The organism is Bosea sp. PAMC 26642 (assembly GCF_001562255.1).
In the GTDB taxonomy this organism is placed as follows: domain Bacteria; phylum Pseudomonadota; class Alphaproteobacteria; order Rhizobiales; family Beijerinckiaceae; genus Allobosea.
Genome location: NZ_CP014301.1, coordinates 2,056,521 through 2,077,626, shown reverse-complemented (window position 1 = coordinate 2,077,626; position 21,106 = coordinate 2,056,521). Strand labels below are relative to the sequence as shown.

Sequence of the window (21,106 nt, the reverse complement as noted above, 5' to 3'; positions counted from 1 at the left end):
GGCAGGCGGGCATGGGCGACGAAGACGAGGCCAAGCAGGTTCGCAGCATCTTCATCTCCGATCTGCATCTGGGTACGCGCGGCGCCCAGGCAGATCTGGTTCTCGAATTCCTGCGCTCCTACGACGCGCCGCAAATCTATCTCGTCGGCGACATCATCGATGGCTGGCGGCTGAAGAGCGGCTGGTATTTTCCGCAATCGCACAACGACGTCATCCAGAAGCTGCTGCGCAAGGTCCGCAAGGGCTCGAAGCTGATCTACGTCACGGGCAACCACGACGATTTCCTGCGCGACTTCACCGGGCTGCATTTCGGCGGCATCGCGTTGGTCGACGAGATCATCCACGAGACCGCCGACGGCAAGCGCCTGCTCGTCATCCATGGCGACCTGTTCGATCTCGTCGTGCGCAACGCCAAATGGCTCGCGCTGCTGGGCGACTGGGCTTACACGCTGGCGCTTGCCTCCAACACGATCGTCAACAAGGCGCGCCGGCTGGTCAATCTGCCGCATTGGTCGCTCTCGGCCTGGGCCAAGCTCAAGGTCAAGAACGCGGTCAACTATATCGGCGAGTTCGAGAGCTGCCTCGCAGCCGAGGCGCGACGCCACAATGCCGACGGGGTGGTTTGCGGTCATATCCACCATGCCGCCTTCCGCGAGATCGAGGGGCTGACCTACATCAACACCGGCGACTGGGTCGAAAGCTGCACGGCGGTGGTCGAGCATCATGACGGGCGCTTCGAGATGATCCGCTGGCCGCAATACCGGCTGAAGGGCGAGGCGCCGGTGCCGATCGTGGTGCCGACGCGGCCGGAGCCTGTTCCGGCGCTCGCCGAGGCCGTCTGATGCGGGTCCTGATCGCGACCGACGCCTGGCGGCCCCAGATCAACGGGGTCGTGCGGTCGCTGGAGCGAATGGTCGAGGCGGGGCCGCAATTCGGCGTGACGCCGCAGATGCTGACGCCCGAAGGCTTCCGGCAGGTCGGCCTGCCGAGCTATCCCGACATCCGCATCGCGCTTGCGACGCGGCGCGCGGTGGCGCGGCGCATCGCCGATTTCGGGCCCGACCATATCCATATCGCGACCGAAGGCCCGATCGGCTGGCTGACGCGAGCGGTCTGCCTGGCTCAGAAGCGACCCTTCACCACCAGCTACCACACGCGCTTCCCGCAATATGTCGCGGCGCGCTGGCCGATCCCCGAACGCTGGAGCTATCGCTTCCTGAAGCGTTTCCATGGCCCAGCCGCTGCGGTGATGGTCTCGACCGCCACGGTCGAGGACGAGCTGCGCTCGCATGGCTTCGAGAAGATCGTTCGCTGGGGGCGTGGCGTCGATCTCGCACTGTTCCATCCGCGTCCGGCGAGCGTCCTCGATCTGCCGCGACCGATCTTCCTCAGCGTCGGGCGGGTCGCTGTCGAAAAGAACCTCGAGGCCTTCCTGTCGCTCAGGCTGCCGGGCAGCAAGGTCGTGGTCGGCGACGGCCCGGCGCGGGCCGATCTGCAGCGTGCGTTTCCGGATGTGACCTTCCTGGGCACGCGCGAAGGCGAGGATCTGGCGGCGATCTACGCCTCGTCGGACGTGTTCGTCTTTCCGAGCCTGACCGACACCTTCGGGATCGTGCTGCTGGAGGCGGCTGCGAGCGGCCTGCCGGTTGCGGCCTTCCCGGTGCAGGGGCCGAGCGACGTCTTCGCCGGCAGCGGGGCGGCCGTGCTGAATGAGGATCTGCGGGCCGCCGCGCTCTCGGCGCTGCGAATTCCGCGCGAAGCCTGCCAGGCGCTCGCCGCCAGTTACAGCTGGCAACGCAGTGCCGAGCAGTTCTACGGCCATATCCGCCGCGTCGCGCAGCCGGCCGGGCCGTCTCCGCGCAGCGAGCCGGCGCCTGCAGGCGCCACGGCGCAGTGTCTCACAGCCTTCGAGAACGCTCGTCTCGCGGCAGCGACCGGGCCTGAGGGCCTGCCGGCTTGAGCTCCGCGCGGTAGATGTCGCGCCGCTCATGCACCGAGGCGATGACGAGGCCCATCGGCACGCCGAGACCGACGAGGGCCGCTTCCGATAATTGCAGGCTGGCCTCGATCGTCTCGGGCACCGCGTCGTTGACGCCGATCTCGTAGAGATGGCGGGCATGGGCCGCGTCCCGGGCGCGCGCCACGATGACCAGATCGGGCCGAAGCGCGCGGGCGGCGAGCACGGTCTCGTCGACGACGCGTGAATTGTTGATCGAGACGATCAGCGCGGTGGCCTCCTCGAGGCCGCACATGCGCAGGAAATCGGGGCGGGTGGCGTCGCCGAAGAAGGCCGGCCGGCCGGCGCGACGCTGGGCCGCGATCACCGAGGGATCGGAGTCGACCACGATATAGGGCTTGCGGTGTTCCTCCAGCATGGAACTGACCAGCCTGCCGACACGGCCGCAGCCGACGACGATGGCGCGGGCCGAATGGTCGTCCGGCGGCAGGATCTTTGCTTCGTCAGGCAGCGCCGCGGGCACCGTCAGATTGAGCGACCAGGCGCGCGCCAGCTTCGCCAGGAACGGCAGGGCGATCATGGTCAGCGAGACTGAGGCGAGCACGAGGCTGGCAGCGTTCGGCGCGAGCAGTTTTGCCGCGACCGCGCCGCCGATCAGCACGAAGGCGAATTCGCCGCCCGGACCGATCATGATCGCGGTTTCGAGCGATGTCGCCGGCGACAGCCGGAAGCGGCGCGCGAGCGAGAAGACGATCAGCGACTTTGCGGCAAAGAGGCCGATCGCGATGCCCAGAATGATGAAGGGATGTGCTGCCAGTTCGGCCGGGTTCACGCCCATGCCGACCGTCAGGAAGAAGACGCCGATCAGCAGGGACTTGAACGGCTCGATGGTGACCTCGATGGCGCGGCGATACTCCGTCTCGGCCAGCAGTAGGCCGGCGATGAAGGCGCCCAGTCCCATGGACAGGCCGGCGGCGGCCGCGATCAGCCCGGTGCCGAGCGCGATCAGCAGGGTGGCAGCCATGAAGCTCTCGGAGGAATCGGTCGAGGCGACAAGCCGAAACAGCGGCCGCAGCGCCAGACGGCCGATCACCACGATCGCGGCGATGGCGCCGAAGGCCTGGACCAGGGCCTGGGCGAGGCCGGCCAGCAGCGATGCGCCTTCCGCTTGCGCGCTCAGCACGCTGACCAGAAAGAGCAGCGGGATGACCGCGATGTCCTGGCAGAGCAGGATGGCGAAACTGGCGCGGCCGGCCGAGGAGGTCATGCGGCGCTTGGCCGAGAGCAGTTCGACGACCATCGCGGTCGACGACAGCGCCAGGGCGAAGCCGATGATCACCGACGCCGCCGCCGGCTGGCCGAAGGCGAAGGCGAAGGTGCCGATGAACACCGCCGAGAGCACGACCTGCCCCAGCCCGAGCCCGAAGACGAGCCGCCGCATCGTCATCAGGCGCTCGAAGGAGAGCTCGAGCCCAATGACGAAGAGCAGGAAGGCGATGCCGAGTTCGGCAGGGCCGGCCAGCGCCTCCGCGCTGGACACGGTGATCGCGCTCAGGCCGGGGATGGAACCGGCGAGCCGGCCAAGTCCGAAGGGCCCGAGCACGGCGCCGCAGGCCATGAAGGCGACGACCGAATTGACCTTGAAGCGCTTGGCGAAGGGCACGATCACGCCCGCCGTGGCGAGCACGACGATGGCGTCACGATAGGCGGATGGATCGACGGTTCCGGCCAAGGCGAGTCCTGCTTGCGATTCGGGGATGAAAGTCTTGTGAAGCTTGCGGTTTGTACGCTTTCAAAACAATCGTTTGTCGTGTGTTCCCGGCACGAAACATGGCAGGCGGCGCTTGTGCCGCATCATCGCTGCACAGGGCGGGATCGCGGAAATGCGGTTTCCCGATCGCCGGTTCCTGGGCTAGCGTCCGCCCCACCGATCAGAAGGACCGTCCATGCGCTTTGCCGGCACCGAGAACTACGTCGCCACCGAGGATCTGACCGTTGCCGTCAATGCCGCGATCCGGCTGGAGCGTCCGCTGCTGGTCAAGGGCGAGCCCGGCACCGGCAAGACCGTGCTCGCCGAGGAGATTGCCGCTGCCCTGAAGGCGCCGCTGATCACCTGGCACATCAAATCGACCACGAAGGCGCAGCAGGGGCTGTACGAATACGATGCCGTCAGCCGGCTGCGCGACAGCCAGCTCGGCGACAGCAGAGTCTCCGACATCGCCAACTACATCAAGCGTGGCAAGCTCTGGGAGGCCTTCGTCTCGGCCGAGCGGCCGGTGCTGCTGATCGACGAGATCGACAAGGCCGATATCGAGTTCCCCAACGACCTGCTCCTCGAACTCGACCGCATGGAATTCCATGTCTACGAGACCGGTGAGACCGTCCGCGCCGCGCGGCGGCCGGTTATCATCATCACCTCGAACAACGAGAAGGAACTGCCGGACGCCTTCCTGCGCCGCTGTTTCTTCCACTACATCCGCTTCCCCGATGCGGAGACGATGCAGCAGATCGTCGAGGTGCATTTCCCGGGCATCAAGAAGCGGCTGATGGAGGAGGCGCTGAAGCTGTTCTTCGAGGTGCGCGACGTGCCCGGCATCAAGAAGAAGCCCTCGACCTCCGAGCTGCTCGACTGGCTGAAGCTCCTCGTCGCCGACGAGATGACGCCGGAAATGCTACGCGAACGCGACCCGCGCAAGCTGATCCCGCCGCTGCACGGCGCGCTTCTGAAGAACGAGCAGGATGTCAGCCTGTTCGAGAAGCTGGCGTTCATGGTGCGGCGGGAGGGGCGGTAGCTCAGCTCCGGCGCTCTCGCGCCGACCCTGGATTGCTCCGCTGCGCTCGCAATGCCGACAGGGCGACGACTGCGCGCGACGCTCTCGCAAAATCCCGGCGCTATAACTAGGTTCTCCCCCATGCGACGCCTGATGCTCCTGCGCCATGCCAAATCGAACTGGCCGACCGGCATGGCCGACCCAGAGCGCCCGCTCGCGGCGCGGGGGCGTGAGGCTGCTCCCGTGATGGGGCGCTATCTCGCCGAGGAACTGCTGCTGCCCGATCTCGTTCTGGTCTCGCCGGCGCGGCGCACCGCCGAGACCTGGGACCTGGTCGCTCCGATGCTGCCGGAAAAGCCTGCGACCCATGTCGAGCCTCGCATCTACGAGGCCAAGACGGAACGCCTCCTCCATGTCGTGCAGGAGGTCGAGCCGCAGGTGAAGACCCTGCTGATGATTGGCCATAATCCCGGTTTAGAGGAGTTGGCCGCGCTGCTAACCGGCCATGGCGACCGCTATGCCTCGGCGCGGATGAGCCAGAAATATCCGACCTGCGGCCTGGTCGTGCTGGATTTCGCCGTCGAGGACTGGCGCGACGTCGCCGCGCGCGGCGGGCGGCTCGACCGCTTCGTCACGCCGGCATCGCTCGGCGAAGGTCCCGACGAGTGAGCGGCCCCCAGCCTTGAGCCAGAATTCCTATCTCGATGAGGCGCGCAACGCGGCGCTGGCCTTCGGCGACAGCCTGCTCGGGCTGGCGCGGCCGCGCCTGCGGCTCGGCGTCACCGGGCTGTCGCGTTCGGGCAAGACGGTGTTCACCACCGCGCTGATCCAGAACCTGATCGAGGGGGCGCGGCTGCCGGTGTTCAAGGCGGCGTCGCAAGGGCGGATCACGCGGGTGCGGCTGGTGCCGCAACCCGATCCCGAAATCCCGCGCTTTCCCTATGAGGCGCATCGTGCTGCGCTGACGGGTCCCGCGCGGCGCTGGCCGGACTCGACGCGGCGCATCTCCGAACTGCGCATCGAGATCGATTACGAGCGGGCGCAGGGCTGGTTCAAGGGGCCGGCGACGCTGACGCTCGACATCGTCGACTATCCCGGCGAATGGCTGCTCGATCTGGCGCTGATCGGGCAGGACTATACCGCCTGGTCGCGGCAGGCGGTCGGCGATGCGCGAAAGGCCCATCGCAAGGATGCCGCGAGCGCCTGGCTCGCCGATCTCGCCGCGCGCGATCCGGCGGGGGCGCCCGACGAACTCGCGGCCGAGGCCGCCAGCGACCTGTTCAAGGCCTATCTCGCGAAACTGAGGGCCGATCCCGAGGCTGTCGCGGTAACGCCGCCGGGGCGCTTCCTGATGCCGGGCGATCTTGAAGGCTCGCCGGCGCTGACCTTTGCGCCGCTCGATCTCGGGCCGGACCGGGAGCCGGTGCCGGGCACGCTCGCCGGGCTGATGGCGGAGCGCTTCGAGGCCTATAAGCGGCTCGTGGTGACGCCGTTCTTCCGCGATCATTTCGCCCGGCTCGACCGGCAGATCGTGCTGGTCGATGCGCTGGCCGCGCTCGATGCCGGTGCGCCGGCGCTGGCCGATCTCGAGACCGCGCTGGGGCAGGCGCTCGCGGCCTTCCAGATCGGGCGCAATTCCTGGCTGTCGAGCCTGTTTTCGCCGCGCATCGAGCGAGTTCTGTTCGCCGCGACCAAGGCCGACCATCTCCATCACACCAGCCATGACCGGCTGGCGGCGGTGATGTCGCATCTGGTGGCGCGAGCCGCCTCGCGGGCGCAAGGGGCGGGGGCTCGCGTGGAATCGATGGCCTTCGCTGCGGTCAGGGCGACGCGCGAGGTCCGTATGAAGGATGGGCGCGACGATCTGCCGGCGATCGCGGGCGTGCCCGAGGCCGGCGAGGTCGTCGATGGCGAGGTTTTCGATGGCGTGAGCGAGGCCGCGATCTTTCCCGGCGATCTGCCGGAGCGGCCCGAGGCGATCTTCGATCCGGCGAGCCGCTGGCAGGTGCGGGCGCCGCGCTTCCGGCCGCCGCTCGTCCCGACGGACGCCGGGGGGCGGACCCCGCCGCCGCCGCAGATCCGGCTCGACCGCGCGCTCGAATTCCTGATCGGGGATCGGTTAACGTGATGCAGGCAGGTCTCGCATGAGCAAGCCCCCGCGCGCGATCCGGCTCGATCCGACAGCGCCCTCTGCGGAGAGCGACAGACCCTTCACTGGGACAGGCGTCGCGATCGTCGACGAGGTCGAGCCGATCGACCCGGTCGAGCCTGCCGCGGTGCCGGTGGCGCGGCGGCGCTTTTCGTGGGGCGGCCTGTTCGTCGCGGCGCTGTCTGCTCTGCTGGCGCTGTCGGTCGGGGTCTGGGCCGAGCGAACCATCGCCTCGCTGATGAGCCAGAATCCGGCGCTCGGCTATGCGGCGCTCATCTGTGCCGGGATTGCCGCTCTGGCGCTGCTGGTGATGCTGGCGCGGGTGCTGCGCGACATCCTGCGCGAACGCCGCGTCGAGGCGCTGCGCCTGCGGGCTACGGCCGCGCTGGCAGGGGGAAGCCTCGACGAGGCCAGAGCCATCGCCGCCGATCTCGCCGGCCTTTATGCCGGCAGGGCAGAGACCGCCAAGGGCCGGGCTGCCTTGCAGGACGACCTGCCGCAGCTTTTTGCGGCGCGTGACGTGCTCGCCGTCGCCGAGCGCCATCTGCTGGTCTCGCTCGATGCCGCCGCACAGGCGCAGATCGCGCAGGCGGCGCGGCGGGTCTCGCTGTTGACGGCGGTGAGCCCGCGCGCGCTGATCGATGTCGTCTTCGTGCTGATCGCCTGCGCGCGGCTGCTGCGCGCCATCGCCGGAATCTATGCCGGAAGGCCGGGCACGCTCGGCCTGCTTCGGCTCGGGCGCCAAGTGCTCGGCCATCTCGTCGTCACCGGCGGCATGGCGGCGGGGGATGCGGTGATCCAGCAGGTGGTCGGGCAGGGGCTTGCGGCGCGGCTCTCGGCCAAGCTCGGCGAGGGCGTTCTCAACGGGCTGCTGACGGCGCGGATCGGGCTTGCCGCGCTCGCGGTGTGTCGGCCGCTTCCCTTCGTCGAGGCCGACATCCCGTCGCTGTCGGACGTCGCGGGGGACCTCACGTCATGGCGTGGCGCCACCCCGGAGACCTGATCGAAGCCCGGCAGAATCTGCCGGCCGGACCCGGTTCTGCCCGGTCGAAATCGCCGCGAAACGCTTCGCAAACCATCCAAGTCCCTGACAAATATAGGCCGATCGCGTGGCATAGGCCGTGCAAAGCCAGTCTCGATCAATGAGGGCTGCCCGCAGGGCGCCGGTCGAGACGAGGGTGCCATGGGTGTTTTCAGTGCGTTGACGACGGCCGTATCCGGGCTGCAGGCGCAGTCCTATGCGCTGGAGAACATCTCCGGCAACATCGCCAACTCGCGCACGGCGGGCTTCAAGCGGGTCGACACGACCTTCGCCGATCTGGTGCCGGATTCGGCGCTGAACCGGCAGATCTCGGGGTCGGTCGCGGCCTACAGCCAGTCGACGAATTCGATTCAGGGCGATCTCTCGGCGACGCGCATCGACACCAACGTCGCCATCAACGGCGACGGCTTCTTCGTGGTCGACCAGCGCCAGAGCGGAGTCGGCACCAACACGACCTTCGCCAACAGCAATCTCTACACGCGCCGCGGCGATTTCGACTTCGACGCCAACGGCTATCTCGTCAACGGCGCGGGCTATTTCCTGAAGGGGCAGAAGATCGACACCGTGACGGGGCAGGTGATCGGCACCCAGCCCGAGGTGCTGCGGATCACGCAGGAACAGTACCCGGCCAAGGCGACGACATCGATCGAATACCGCGCCAATATTCCATCCACGCCCGCCACCAAACGGGCGACCGACAACCCCACCAACCCGAACGCGCAGTTCCTCTCTGCCGCGAACTACACGTCGTTCGCAGCGCCGAACAACCCGCTCTCCACCACGCAGGGCGGCAACGGCGTCGTGACAGGCGAAGCGCTGCCGACATTCCTGACAGACTCGATTCCGGGCGGTCAGGTGACCGTCTACGACTCGCTCGGCAAGGCCACGAATGTCGAGCTGCGCTGGTCGAAGCTCAATAATGGTGGTGCGGGCCCGCCGGTCACGACGGGCACCTGGAATTTGTTCGTCGGCGTCAACACGAGCGCGACAGGAACGGCGGTCGCCTATCAGAACGTCAATACCGACATCACCTTCGGGACGACTGGCCAACTCGTCGCACCGTCCGGCGGCAACATCACCATCCCTCCGGTCACGATCGGCGGCACGCTGGTCAGCGGCGTCGTGATCAATACCGGTGGCACGGGCCTGACCCAGAACGGCGATATCAGCGGCCTGATCGATGCGCGCAGCATCCGGCAGGACGGCTACACGGCCGGCACGCTCGACCGGGTTTCGGTTTCCGCGGAAGGGCAGGTGATCGGCACGTTCAGCAACGGCCAGGTCAAGGCGCTGGCCCAGATCTCGGTCGCCCGCTTCAACGCAGACAACTCGCTGAAGCGGCTCGATGGCGGCGCCTTCGAGGAGACGATCGAATCGGGACCGCCGATCGTCGGCCTGGGCACCGCAGATCTTATCGGCGGCAATGTCGAGCAGTCCAACACCGACATCGCCGACGAGTTCTCGAAGATGATCGTCACCCAGCAGGCCTATTCGGCCAACACCAAGGTGATCACCACGGCGCAGGAAATGCTGCGCGACGTCTTCAGCATCATCCGCTGACAGGCGTCGGGCGCAGCTCGACGCGGCCCAGGAGGGCCGCGCGTGACGACAGGAGTTGACGATGGGTCTCAGCGCATCCTTGGGTACCGCGATTTCCGGCCTGCACGCGACGCAGGTCGGCATCGGCGTAGTCTCGCAGAACGTCGCGAACGCGGACAAGCCGGGATATATCCGGCGGACGGTCTCGACCTCGGACACGCTGAGCGGCCTCACCGTCAGCACCGGCAACACCAATGTCCAGCGCCTGCTCGACCAGATCGTGCAGCGCCAGCTCTGGCAGGAATCCGCCGGCGCCGCCTATACATCGACACGCGCAGGCGTGTTGTCCAATCTCGACCAACTCTATGGCGCGCCCGGCAGCACCACGGCGCTGGACTCGGTCTACAGCAGCTTCACCAGCTCCCTGCAGGCGCTGCGGAACGACCCGTCCTCCTACACCAACAGGTCTGCCGTCATCGATTCGGCGGCGCTGCTGGCCGGGCGGCTCAACGGCCTCTCGGACGGCGTCCAGGCTCTGCGCACGCAAGCCGAGTCGGGGATCGCCACCGCCGTCACCCAGGTCAACGAGCTGCTCAATTCGCTGACGTCGGTGAATGCCCGCATCGTCGGCAGCCCCAACGACAACGCCACCGCCGACCTCAAGGACCGGCGTGACCAGATCGTCGCGGAGCTCTCGCAATACATCGACATCAAGACGAGCGAGGATGCCCGCGGTTCGCTGACCGTCGTCACCGGCTCGGGCGCGCAGATCTTCGATGGCCGACCCTCGGTCACCTTCAAATTCGACGAGCGTTCTGGCCTGAGTCCGGAATCGCAATGGAACGCCGATCCGGCGCTCAGGGGCGTCGGCACGATCACGGTCACCGACGGCTCCGGCAACACGGTCGACGCCATTGCCAACAACACCTTCCGTTCGGGCGCGATCGCGGCCTATGTCGAACTGCGCGACAAGACGCTGGTCCGGGCGCAGGCGCAACTCGACGAGATTGCGGCGCAGATGTCGAGCGCGCTGTCGGATCGCGAGGTTGCGGGCACCGTCACGACCGCCGCTCCGGCGAGCCAGGCCGCACTGACCTACAATCCCGCCGATCCGAGCACGGTCAATCTGAGCACGCTGGCCCGGGGCAACAGCGTCACCTTCGACTACAAGGCCACGCCCGGCAACACGACGCAGCGCTTCACCTTCGTCAATGTCGCCGGCGGAACCTCGCTGCCGGCTTCCGCCCAGGGCGACGCCAACAATCGGGTCGTCGGGATCGACTTTTCGGCTGCTCCGGCGACCGTTCAGGCCCAGATGCAGGCCGCCGTCGGGGGTAGCTTCACCGTGGCCTATGACGGCACGACCCTGAGCATCGCCGATGACGGGGCGGCCGGCGCCTATGATGTCGTCGGGCTAACGGCCCGGCCGACCGCGACCGGGCTGACCGGGTCGGCGGAACTGCCGTTCTTCGTCGATGGCGGCCGCGGCAATGCGGTCTTCACCGGCTCCTACGAGAACGGCTCGCAGACGACCGGCTATGCCGGCCGCATCGTGGTCGATCCGCGCCTGATCGCGGATCGCTCGAAGCTTGCTGTCTACGATACCGGCGTCCCACAAGGCGATACCACGCGGCCGAACCTGCTGCTCCAGCGGCTTAGCCAGAGCCAGCGCAGCTTCACGCGTTCGGTCGGACTGGATGGCGCCACCGCGAGCACGACCGGCACGGTGTCGAATTTCGTCCAGCGTGTCGTCGCCTCGACGGGGCAGGCGGTCGAGACCGCCAAGCGCCTCGACGAGGGCCAGCAGGTCGCGCTGGCCGCCGTGCAGAGCCGTTTCCAGGACACGTCGCAGGTCAATATCGACCAGGAAATGTCCACATTGATCGAGCTACAGACCGCTTACGCAGCCAACGCCCGCGTCATCTCCACCGTCAAGGAGTTGATGGACGTGCTGCTGAGAGTGTGAGGACGCCATCATGACCATCACCGCCGCGGGAACGGGCGCCTATCGCGCCGCCAAGCCCAACGAGTTCGTCTCGAGCCGCACCAAGCTCGACGATCTGCAGCGCCAGCTCGCCACCAAGAAGAAGAGCGAGACCTATGGCGATCTCGGCATCGAGCGGCGGACCAGCCTCGATCTCAATGCCAAGGTCTCGTCGATCGATGCCTGGTTGTCGGGAATCCAGCTCGCCGATGTCAGCCTGAAGCTCTCGACGAACGCTGTCGAGACCTTCTCGAAGCTGACCAACGAAACCAAGAACGACGTCCGCTCCAACAGCTACGTCGCAAGCGCCAGCGGCCGTTCGGCGCCGCAAATCCTGGCGGAGGAGAAGTTCAAGCAGACGCTCGACCTGCTCGATACCAACGTCAACGGCCGCTACCTGTTCTCCGGCCGCACATCGGATACGGAGCCGACGGCGAGCTATTCCGAGATGATCGACGGCGACGGCGCCGGCCGCGCCGGGCTGAAGCAGCTGATCGCCGAGCGCAAGGCGGCCGATCTCGGCGCCAATGGGCTCGGACGGCTGACAGCCGGCGGCGCGGGCACCACGGCCACGATCGCGGAAGAAGCGGTCGTACATCCCTACGGCTTCAAGCTGACCGGCATCTCGCCGAGCACCGCGACGTTCACCAACGCCCTAGCCGCCGGTCCGCCGGCGAGCCTGTCGATCGATGTCGCGGCCCAGCCCGCGCCCGGCGAGACCCTGACCATCAGCGTCGCACTGCCCGACGGCACGACGGAGAAGATCGAGCTGACGGCGCGTGCCGCGGGCACGCAGGGCGCGGCGAGTTCGACCTTCGAGATCGGCGCCGATGTCAACGCGACGGCCGTCAATCTGCGCGCGACGGTTACGGCGGCCCTGACCAAGGAGGCTAACACCACGCTGTCGGCGGCTTCGACCTCGGTGGCGTCAGGCAACTTTTTCGCCGGCAGCCTGACGAGCCCGCCAGTGCGCGTGCCCGGTCCCGGCTTCGCGACCGCCACGGCCGCGCCGGCTCCCGGTACCACGACCAATACCGTGATCTGGTACCTCGGCGACGATGCAAGCGAAGCGACGAGCCCGGCCCGCGCGACCTCGACCGTCCAGGTCGACAAGGGCCAGACCGTCAAGGTCGGCGCGCGCGCCAACGAGGAGGCCTTCCGCGTCGGGCTCGCGAATTTCGCAGCCCTGGCGGTCGAGACCTTCGACGCCAACGATCCGACCTCGCAGGAGCGCTACAACGCCCTGGCCGAGCGGGTGCGAGAGGGGCTCGGCTTCGGCGGGGCGGTGCAGAAGCCGGCCGAGATCATCACCGAACTGGGGACGGCGCAAAGCTCCATCGCGCAGGCGAAAGAGCGCCATCAGAGCACGAAGAACTATCTGAACACGACACTGGACGGGGTCGAGAACGTCACGACCGAGGAGGTCGCGGTGCAGCTCCTGGCGCTCCAGACGCAGCTACAGGCGAGCTACCAGACGACGGCGAGCCTGTCGCAGCTCTCGCTGACGAATTATCTGTGAGGGCGGATTCTGGGTTCTGAAACAGGTGCTCTGATGCCGAGGCAATCCCGATAGCCACCACACCACGTCATCCCGGACGCAGCGCAGCGAAGATCCGGGATCCATCGTAGAAAACCGACCGTGCCTTATGATGGATCCCGGATCGGCGCCGCTTCGCGGCTTGTCCGGGATGACGTCCCGTTCTGCTGGAGCGGCGAAGGCCGCTCGTCCGCCTCAGCGATTGCGCAGTCCTGCCGCGATCTCGCGGTTGATGCCGATCAGCACGGCGAGGCTCTGTGGCGTCGGGCTCGCGGCGATCTTGAAGGTCTGGTTGAAGATGAAGTTGGCGAGGCTGATGATGTTGGTCTTGATGCCGATGGGCAGCAGATTGTCTTCCGCGACCACGGCGGAGACCAGCAGCGTCCAGAGCTTGCGGTTGTAGCCCAGCGCGTCGTCGAGTTCGCGCTCGCGGGTCGCCCATTCGTCGGCGATCGACTGAAGCCGCGCGGCGGCCTTTATCAGCAGGGAGGCTTCGAGTTCGCGGGGGGAGACGACCGACTGGTTCGTCCTGGCGGCGGAGGCGTACGCGTTATGCCCGTGTTGCATTCTCGATCAATTCCGCTTCGTAAGCGATCAGCTTCTTGGCTGCCTTGAGAGCTTTGTAGAGCTCGCTGCTTAAGATGCGGTTATTGATCTCGTGAATATGCGGCAGAGAGCTCGGCGCCGCGTTGACGAAGTCGCGCACCAGCTGAAAATAGAGCTCGTGCTGGTGCATCGGGTCCTCGGCCAGATACATCAGCTGCAGCGCCAGATAGATCTTCTTGGCCGGGCTGTCGGCTGTGGCGGCCGTGAGGATGTCTTTTTCGCGCAGGATCGGCGCGTCGCCCTCGATGAAGAAGCGCGTGCGCTGCTCGTCGTTGCGGATCACCACCTGGCCGATGATGATGCGTTCCTTGGGCTTGAGTTCGACCTTGAGCGCCATGATGTGCGAGCCTTCTGGCTGGGGGAGGGGTGTTGTCCGGGCGTCTTCGGCGCGATCAGCCGAAGAGCCGCAGCACGCCCTGGTCTGCCTGGTTGGCGAGCGAGAGCGCCGTCTGCGAGAGCTGCTGGCGCGTGTTGAGCGCAAGCAGGCTGGCGCCTTCCTCGTTGGGATCGGCGAGGACGAGGGCGCCGGCGCCGGTGGTCAGCACGTTGGCCAGCTCCTTGGTGAAGTCCTGGCGGGTCTGAGCGACCGAGAGATTGGAGCCCAGCGTCGAGGCGAGCGATTTCAGCGAGGTCATGGAGCCTGTCAAGGCAGCTGTCGCCTTGTCGAGATCGAGGTCGTTCTGGAAGTTGAAGAAGCCGGTCAGCTGCGTGTTGGTGGCCTGGACGATGCCGAGATTGTCCGAGGTCAGGGTCGAGCCCTGGATGTCGAGCTTGGTCTGGTTGGCGCCGGTCTTCTCGTTGAAGATGATCGAGAGGCGGTCGCCGGCCAGCAGGTTGATGCCGTTGAAGCTCGAATCCTTGGCGAGCTTGTCGATCTGATCGCGAATGTCGTTGAACTGCTGGATGAGGTTGGAGCGGACGGCCGAGGTGATGTTCGACGAGGTCAGAGCCGAGGTGGCGGCGGCGCCGTCGTTGGCGAGAAAGCCGAGCGCGGTGTTGTTGTTGGTTCCGACAGCGGCAGCGTCGGTGATTGCACCGGCGCCATCTACGGCGGAGGTGCCGAAGCCGAAGGCAACGGTTTCGGAGCCGGTGCCCTTGACGTTGAGCTGGCCTTTCTCATCGACGAAGGCGGTGGCGATACCCGACTTGTTGATCTCGTTGACGACGTCGCGAACGGTGGCATTGGCGCTGGGGAACGAGGCCGTGTAGGTCGTAGTGCCGGCCGTGATCGAAAGACCGAGGAAGGTCTGCGCTTCGACGATGCCCAAGTCGCCCGAGCTGGAGGCGGTCGCCGCGTTGGCGATGCCGTCGTCGAGCACATCGACGCCGGTCGTATCCCGAATGCGCTTGTCGAGGGCAATGTCCTTCAGGCTCTTGCTGGTCACGGCCGCTTCGGTCGCGGAGGAGAGCGCCGTGCCGGCCTTGGTCGGCCGGTTCTGGGCCGCGTCGGCCTGAGCCTGCTTCACGGTGGACTGGAGCGACTGCACCAGCTTGGTGATGCCGTCGATGCCTTTGGATGCAGCCTGAATGGTCTGGATGCCGTTCGAGATGCCGTCGAGCAGGCCGGTTAGCTGGCTGGAGCGATCGCTCAGCGATTGCGAGGTGAAGAAATTGACCGGGTTGTCGATGGCCGAAGTGACCTTGCGGCCCGTCGCCAGCCTGTTCTGGATGACGCTCTGCTGCGCCGTCGTCTGCTGCAAGGTCAGCAGGTTGTTGCGGACGCCGCTGGAGAGAATTGTGCTGGCCATCTTTGGTCCCCTGAAAGCGCGATTCGCACGCCTGCCCGGTTTGATCTGGACCGATAATCCCTCGTTAAGGATAACAATTGGTTAATGGCGGAGCTCTGTCGGCAGAGCTGGACAGGAGACATTTGTGTGACCTCGCCGGATTCTGCTGGGGAGGACCGTCATTCCGGACAAGCCGCGAAGCGGCGCCGATCCGGAATCCATGCCGGAACGGCCGGTTTCGACGTTCCGGCATGGATTCCGGGTCTGCGCTTCGCTACGGCGTCAATCGCCTCGTCTACGCGGAGGCCCATGAACGGGCCGATGAAGCGATCGACCAGGAGACGCCCATCAAAGGCTGGCGCAGGGCGTGGAAGATCGCGCTTGTCGAGAAAGGCAATCCGGATTGGAACGACCTCTACGGGACTGTCCATCTGGATTGATTCACCCTCAGCCACCACCGTCATCCCGGCCTTGAGCCGGGATCCATGCTGACCCTCTCAAAGTCAGCGTTCCGGCATGGATTCCGGGTCTGCGCTTCGCTTCGCCCGGAATGACGGAAGAGGTTACGAAAGAGAAAGGCGGCGGAGCTTTCGCTCCGCCGCCTTCTTGTCTTCGGCCCATATTCTATGGGCTTGCCCGCTTCTGCGGACGAAGATGGATCAGAACAGACGCAGGACGGCCTGGTCGGACTGCGAGGCCAGGGAGAGGGCCGTCTGCGAGAGCTGCTGACGGGTCTGCAGCGAGAGCAGGGCGGCGGCCTCTTCGTTGGCGTCGGCGTTGACGAGGTTGTCGGCGCCGGTCGTCAGGACGTTGGCCAGATCCTTGGTGAAGTCCTGGCGGGTCTGGGCGACCGCGAGGTTGGCACCGAAGGTCGAGGCGAGCGACTTCAACGAACCGAGCGCGTTGGTCAGCGCACCGGTGGCCTTGTCCAGATCGGTGTCGTTCTGGAAGTTGATCGTACCGGCGACCTGGGCGTTACCGGCCTGAACGAGGCCGATGTTGTCGGAGGTCAGGTTGGTGCCCTGAATCTCCAGCTTGGTCTGGTTCTTGCCGGTCTTCTCGTTAAAGGTGATCGTGGTCTTGTCGCCGCCGAGCAGGTTGACGCCGTTGAAGCCCGAATCCTTGGCCAGCGAGTCGATCTGCGTGCGCAGGTCGTTGTACTGCTGAATGAGGTTGGAGCGGGTGGCGGAGGTGACGCCGGACGAGGCGATACCCGTCGTGGCGTCAGTCGCGGCCAGGCCGAACGCGGTGTTAGACGCACCAGTCGCGGATGTACCGGTCGCAGCGATGGCGGTAGCTCCGACACCGAGGCCGACGCCGAGTGTCTCGGAGCCTGAGCCCTTGACGTTCAGCAGGCCCTTTTCGTCGACGAAGGCCGAAGCGACGCCCGAGCTGTTGATCGCGTTGACGACGTCGCGGACGGTCGTGTTGGCGGTCAAGGCGACGCTGACATTGGTCGTCGAGGTTGCTGCTGCTGGGTTCGTGACGATCTGGATGTTCAGGAAGCCGGTCGCAGTGGTGTCGACGCCGAGGTCACCGGCAGAAGCGGCCGTTGCGGTGGCGACGGTAGTGTCACCGGCGCTGCCGACGCGCTTGTCGAGAGCGATGTCCTTGAGGCTCTTGCTGGTCAGCAGGGCTTCAGCCGAGCTGGCGAGCGTCGTGCCGGTTCCGACGACGGTCGGGCGGTTCTGGGCTGCGTCGGCCTGGGCCTGCTTGATGGTCGACTGCAGCGAACCAACGAGCTTGGTGATGCCGTCGATGCCCTTGGAGGCGGCCTGGATGGTCTGGATGCCGTTCGAGATGCCGTCGAGCAGGCCCTTGAGCTGGTCCGAACGGTTGTTCAGCGACTGAGCGGTGAAGAAGTTGACCGGGTTGTCGACGGCGCTGTTGACCTTCTTGCCCGAGGCAAGACGGCTCTGGACGGCGGCGGCCTGGCTGGTGATGGACTGAAGCGAGGTCAGCGAGTTGCGGACGTTGCTGGAGAGAGAGATAGCCATTGTAAGAATACCCTTCTGGTATGACGCCTTCTGGCGGCACGGCCGTTCTGGCCGTGTCCCGCAGACATTTGGTCGGCAGCTCGTAACAAGGGGTAAATTCGGACGGTCGAATTGCGCCGGATCGGCTCGAACCCGCTGCGTGGTTAATCAAGGCTGAAAGCGGGCGAGCGGGGCGATCGCATTTGGACTCCCGGCCTGTTTCAGAAATCCTGGGCCCGATAAGCGTCCAAAATGATAATGGCACAGGCCGCTATCATTCCCTCCGCGTCATTCCGGGCGCAGCGAAGCGCAGACCCGGAACCCATGCCTGAACCTCTCAAGGCCAGCGTTCCGGCATGGATTCCGGATCGGCGCCGCTTTCGCGGCTTGTCCGGAATGACGGCGCGTTTGCCTGAAAGGGGTCGATGATCCGGGCTGCGCTTGTCCACAAACGAAAACTGCCCGCACGATGGCGGGCAGTCTGGTCCGGCGGCACGTCTGAGAAGGTATCAGGCGGTGCGTTCGACATAGCGCGCCGTCGTATCCTCAGCGGCACGGGCGCGCTCGGCGATCTCGCGTGCGAAGCGCCTGAACTTGAGGGTGGCCTCGTCGGGCACGGTCTCGACGGTCTCGCCGGTTTCGAGGTCGGTCTTCTGGAGAACGATCTCGCGGGTCGCCGGCTCGATCGTCAGCCGGCGCTCGATCGTGTCCTTGACCGCCTGCTGCTGACGCTGGACCTGGATCTGGGCCTGGCGATCCGTTTCGCCGGAGCGGTCCTCGACCTTTGCGTCCTGCGCTTCGCGTGCCGGGCGCTCCTTGATGTCGACGCGGACCGCGTCGCCGGCGCGGGCGGACTGCACGGTCTTCTCGGGGGGGAGCTCGACCTTGACGCCGCCCTGGGTGGCGACGATGTCGGAGCGGGGCGCCAGCGTGATGCCCATGACGGGCGTGACCTTCTGCGCGTTGCCGAAATCCATGGTTTCACTCCTTCTGGAGTCGGGAGCGGCAGCGGGGGCCACTCGACGTCTTGCGGATCGCGGACGGGCTTCTCCCATCCAACTCCAATCACACTGGCAAAAACTCTTGAATCTGACGTAAGGGAATTCAGTCAAAATTTACGTGTGTGGCAGGTCGCGGCCTTATGGGGTGCGAATGCCGGGATTTTCAGCAGGAATCGGGCCTCAGAGGCTGCGCGAAACCACCAGCGGGCCGGCATTGGGGCGGGCGAAGGCGCCGGCGCCGACTGTCGCGGCCGGCCCATATCCGGCCGCGCGCGCGGGGCGGTTTGCCTCTCCGGCGAGATCGCGGATGATCGCCTCGGAGACGGCGCGGGCTGTCGCCAGGACGAGCTGGTTGGTCTCGATCAGGCCCTGGAAAGCGAGATGGGCCGTCTTCAGCCGCTTGACCTGCTCGGGCACGAAGCGCGCCAGCGCCACGGCATTGAGTTTTACCTGCTCGACGCCGCGCATATAGGTGCCGGCGAGTTCGGTCTTGCGGGGTTCGCGCGCCATGGCGTCGGGCAGGCGCCCGGCCCGGACGAGTTCGGTTTCCTCGCCGACGAGGTGGGAGAGGGCACTGAGCGTTTCGAGGACGATCTCGATCAGCGCCTGCGCCTCGAGCGGGCTGGCGATGCGGGGACGCTCGTCGAGGATGCGCCTAGCGACCGACATTCGCGACCCCGGCGGTCTGTGTTGCGGTTTTGGCGGTGGCACCGGTCTGCTCCTGGACGGCAAGCAGGTCGCGCATGATGCTGCTCGACAGGCCTACGCCGCCGGCGCGCTGGATCTGCTTGGCGTATTCCTGGGTCAGCTGCGACTTGTAGACGTCGCCGCCGAGCCCGTTCTCGCCGAGCGGGCCTTCCGAGCCTTCCGGCGCGGCGAACATACGTTCGGTGACCTGTTCGAGGAACATGGTCTCGAAATCGTCGGCCTGCTTCTTCGCCTTGGCCTTGGCGGGGTCGAGCGCATTGGTCAGGCCGCCGAGAAGGCTGCCGGCCGCGTTCAGCGCCAGTTTGGCGGCGGGGAGGGCGAGCGTTACGCTCATTACATCACCTCGATTTCGGCTTGCAGGGCCCCGGCCGTCTTGATGGCCTGGAGGATGGCGATGAGATCGCGCGGGCCGATGCCGAGCGCGTTCAGCCCGTCGACGAGTTCGGCCAGAGTCACGCTCGCATTGACCAGCGCGAGCTTGTTGCCGCCTTCGGTGTCGACCTTGACGGCGGTGCGCGGCGTCACGACGGTCCGGCCGCCGCCCAGTGGGTTGGGCTGGCTGACCTGGGGCAGTTCGCTGATCGTCACGGTCAGGTTGCCCTGCGCCACCGCCACGGTGGAGACGCGGACATCCTTGCCCATGACGATGATGCCGGAGCGCTCGTCGATGACGATGCGCGCGAGCTGGTCGGGCTCGATCTTGAGCTGCTCGATATCGGTCAGCATACGGATCATGTTGCCCTGGAAGCGGGCCGGGATCTGCAGCACGACGGTCGAGGGGTCGGTCGGCTCGGCGGCATCGCCTCCGAGGAAGTCATTGATCGCGGCGGCCATGCGGCGCGCGGTGGTGAGATCGGGGTTGCGCAGCGAGAGCCGCAGCGTCTTGAGCTTGTTCAGCGCGAAGTCGATCTCGCGCTCGACGAGGCCCCCATTGGCGATGCGGCCGACGGTGGGCACGCCGCGGGTGATCTTGCTGGCCTCGCCCTCGGCCGAGAAGCCGGCGATGGCGACCGCGCCCTGCGAGACGGCATAGACCTCGCCATCGGCGCCGAGCAGCGGCGTCGCCAGAAGCGTGCCGCCCTGCAGCGATTTGGCATCGCCCAAAGCCGAGACGGTGACGTCGAGCTTCGTGCCCTGCGTGGCGAAGGGCGGCAGGTTGGCCGTCACCATGACAGCTGCGACATTCGCCGTGCGCATGTTGGCGCCGCGGGTGTTGACGCCGAGCCGCTCCAGCATCGCGGTCAGCGACTGCTTGGTGAAGGGCGCGTTGTTGAGCGTATCGCCGGTGCCGTTGAGGCCGACGACGATGCCGTAGCCGAGGATCTGGTTGCTGCGGACGCCTTCGACGGCCGCAAGGTCCTTGATGCGGGAGAGCGCCTGAGCCGGCCCCGCCGCGATGACGAAGCCGAACCCCAGCAGCAGGGCCAGGGTGGTCGTCAGGCGTTTGAAGGCGGTCGCTCGGAACATAAGGATACCGACTCGTGACAAGGGCAACGCCACACGCCTTGCGATCCGCGTGCCAGATGCGGACAAGTTGAAAAGCCATATTTTTCAGTTGTTTGAGTTTTTGAGTCATGATCACGGTCGGCAGATCGAGCCTGCCGATCCTGCCCGGCCGGCAGTTTCTGCCGGGTGATTTACCGGTTGTTAACCCTGCGGCGCCCTAGTCTGGCGTCAGTATTTTGCGAGGCGCCATGATCCGGATCGACCAGCGCGCACCCGTCACAGGCACCGGCCCGGCCAACCCGGCAAGGCGCAGCGGCGGGGCCGCCTTCACCCTTCCCGGCAAGGACAGCGCGGCTGCCGCGCGCGGGGCGGGCGTCAGCTCGGCCGGGCCGCTCGACACGCTTCTCGCCGTGCAGGCGCATGAAGAGCCGCAGGAGCGCAAGAAGCGCCAGGCGAAGCGCGGCCATGACCTGCTCGACGGGCTCGACCGGCTGAAGGCGGCGCTGCTGTCGGGCCGCGTCCAGATCTCGGAGCTGGAGCGGCTGAAGGACGTGCTGTCGCTCAGGCGCGAAAGCACCGACGATCCCCGTCTCGACGAGGTGCTGGCGCATATCGAACTGCGCGCGGCGGTGGAACTAGCGAAGCTGGGGCGGTAGCGGAGAC

The 21,106-nt window shown here is 66.5% G+C and carries 20 protein-coding genes; 11 read left to right on the top strand and 9 right to left on the bottom strand.

Translation table 11 applies throughout. The annotated features are described in order from the left end of the window. Positions 1-11 precede the first annotated feature (11 nt). A complete protein-coding gene (locus AXW83_RS09825) occupies positions 12-842 on the top strand; it encodes a UDP-2,3-diacylglucosamine diphosphatase (protein ID WP_082767048.1) in 831 nt (276 codons plus the stop codon). Further along, complete coding sequence (locus tag AXW83_RS09820; protein WP_082767047.1) at positions 842-1,960, top strand: glycosyltransferase family 4 protein; 1,119 nt, start codon at positions 842-844, stop codon at positions 1,958-1,960. The genes AXW83_RS09825 and AXW83_RS09820 overlap by 1 nt, the downstream gene beginning before the upstream one ends. Here the strand turns inward: AXW83_RS09820 and AXW83_RS09815 are convergent. Continuing rightward, entirely contained in the window at positions 1,899-3,689 is a 1,791-nt protein-coding gene (locus tag AXW83_RS09815; RefSeq protein ID WP_066612749.1) for a cation:proton antiporter domain-containing protein, read from the bottom strand. The genes AXW83_RS09820 and AXW83_RS09815 overlap by 62 nt on opposite strands. A 214-nt stretch (positions 3,690-3,903) precedes the next feature. Here AXW83_RS09815 and AXW83_RS09810 point away from each other — a divergent pair, with 214 nt between their 5' ends. From AXW83_RS09810 to AXW83_RS09780, 7 genes are all read left to right on the top strand, one after another. After that, a complete protein-coding gene (locus AXW83_RS09810) occupies positions 3,904-4,749 on the top strand; it encodes an AAA family ATPase (RefSeq protein ID WP_066612748.1) in 846 nt (281 codons plus the stop codon). A 120-nt stretch (positions 4,750-4,869) separates the two neighbouring features. Continuing rightward, positions 4,870-5,397 (top strand): SixA phosphatase family protein, encoded by a 528-nt coding sequence (locus tag AXW83_RS09805; RefSeq protein ID WP_066612743.1) that lies wholly within the window; start codon positions 4,870-4,872, stop codon positions 5,395-5,397. Between the two features lie 13 nt (positions 5,398-5,410). Next, complete coding sequence (locus AXW83_RS09800) at positions 5,411-6,856, top strand: YcjX family GTP-binding protein (RefSeq protein WP_066612741.1); 1,446 nt, start codon at positions 5,411-5,413, stop codon at positions 6,854-6,856. A gap of 16 nt (positions 6,857-6,872) precedes the next feature. Further along, positions 6,873-7,880, top strand: coding sequence for a YcjF family protein (locus AXW83_RS09795; RefSeq protein ID WP_066612739.1), 1,008 nt, complete (start codon positions 6,873-6,875; stop codon positions 7,878-7,880). 180 nt (positions 7,881-8,060) lie between these two features. Then, the gene (locus AXW83_RS09790) at positions 8,061-9,479 is read left to right on the top strand and encodes a flagellar hook protein FlgE (protein ID WP_066612736.1); all 1,419 of its coding nucleotides are present in this window, start codon (positions 8,061-8,063) and stop codon (positions 9,477-9,479) included. A 61-nt stretch (positions 9,480-9,540) separates the two neighbouring features. After that, on the top strand, positions 9,541-11,424 hold the full coding sequence (gene flgK, locus AXW83_RS09785; protein WP_066612734.1) for a flagellar hook-associated protein FlgK: 1,884 nt from the start codon (positions 9,541-9,543) through the stop codon (positions 11,422-11,424). A gap of 10 nt (positions 11,425-11,434) precedes the next feature. Continuing rightward, complete coding sequence (locus AXW83_RS09780; RefSeq protein ID WP_066612731.1) at positions 11,435-12,961, top strand: flagellin; 1,527 nt, start codon at positions 11,435-11,437, stop codon at positions 12,959-12,961. 213 nt (positions 12,962-13,174) lie between these two features. Here AXW83_RS09780 and flaF read toward each other — a convergent pair whose 3' ends face one another. Genes flaF through AXW83_RS09765 form a run of 3 tightly spaced genes read right to left on the bottom strand, consistent with a single transcriptional unit; the run spans position 13,175 to position 15,333 of the window. Further along, the gene (gene flaF / locus AXW83_RS09775; protein ID WP_066612729.1) at positions 13,175-13,546 is read right to left on the bottom strand and encodes a flagellar biosynthesis regulator FlaF; all 372 of its coding nucleotides are present in this window, start codon (positions 13,544-13,546) and stop codon (positions 13,175-13,177) included. Beyond that, entirely contained in the window at positions 13,530-13,922 is a 393-nt protein-coding gene (flbT, locus tag AXW83_RS09770) for a flagellar biosynthesis repressor FlbT (RefSeq protein ID WP_066612728.1), read from the bottom strand. Before flbT ends, flaF begins: the two co-directional genes overlap by 17 nt. 55 nt (positions 13,923-13,977) lie before the next feature. After that, positions 13,978-15,333 (bottom strand): flagellin N-terminal helical domain-containing protein, encoded by a 1,356-nt coding sequence (locus tag AXW83_RS09765; RefSeq protein WP_066612726.1) that lies wholly within the window; start codon positions 15,331-15,333, stop codon positions 13,978-13,980. Between the two features lie 230 nt (positions 15,334-15,563). Here AXW83_RS09765 and AXW83_RS09760 point away from each other — a divergent pair, with 230 nt between their 5' ends. Continuing rightward, positions 15,564-15,752, top strand: a complete 189-nt coding sequence (locus AXW83_RS09760) for a GIY-YIG nuclease family protein (RefSeq protein WP_066612724.1) — start codon at positions 15,564-15,566, stop codon at positions 15,750-15,752. Positions 15,753-15,971: 219 nt separating this feature from the next. On the opposite strand, the gene AXW83_RS09755 is transcribed toward AXW83_RS09760, so the two are convergent. The 5 genes from AXW83_RS09755 to AXW83_RS09735 form a co-directional block, all read right to left on the bottom strand. Continuing rightward, complete coding sequence (locus tag AXW83_RS09755; protein WP_066612720.1) at positions 15,972-17,309, bottom strand: flagellin N-terminal helical domain-containing protein; 1,338 nt, start codon at positions 17,307-17,309, stop codon at positions 15,972-15,974. Positions 17,310-17,797: 488 nt separating this feature from the next. Next, entirely contained in the window at positions 17,798-18,265 is a 468-nt protein-coding gene (locus tag AXW83_RS09750; protein WP_066612714.1) for a hypothetical protein, read from the bottom strand. Between the two features lie 204 nt (positions 18,266-18,469). Continuing rightward, positions 18,470-18,958: a hypothetical protein gene (locus AXW83_RS09745; protein ID WP_066612712.1), complete on the bottom strand. Its 489-nt coding sequence runs from the start codon at positions 18,956-18,958 to the stop codon at positions 18,470-18,472. Next, on the bottom strand, positions 18,945-19,331 hold the full coding sequence (locus tag AXW83_RS09740; RefSeq protein WP_066612711.1) for a rod-binding protein: 387 nt from the start codon (positions 19,329-19,331) through the stop codon (positions 18,945-18,947). The genes AXW83_RS09745 and AXW83_RS09740 overlap by 14 nt, the downstream gene beginning before the upstream one ends. After that, complete coding sequence (locus AXW83_RS09735; RefSeq protein WP_082767045.1) at positions 19,331-20,464, bottom strand: flagellar basal body P-ring protein FlgI; 1,134 nt, start codon at positions 20,462-20,464, stop codon at positions 19,331-19,333. The genes AXW83_RS09740 and AXW83_RS09735 overlap by 1 nt, the downstream gene beginning before the upstream one ends. Before the next feature lie 227 nt (positions 20,465-20,691). Between AXW83_RS09735 and AXW83_RS09730 the strand changes: the two genes are divergently transcribed. Next, positions 20,692-21,099 (top strand): flagellar assembly protein FliX, encoded by a 408-nt coding sequence (locus AXW83_RS09730; protein ID WP_156639919.1) that lies wholly within the window; start codon positions 20,692-20,694, stop codon positions 21,097-21,099. Positions 21,100-21,106 lie beyond the last annotated feature (7 nt).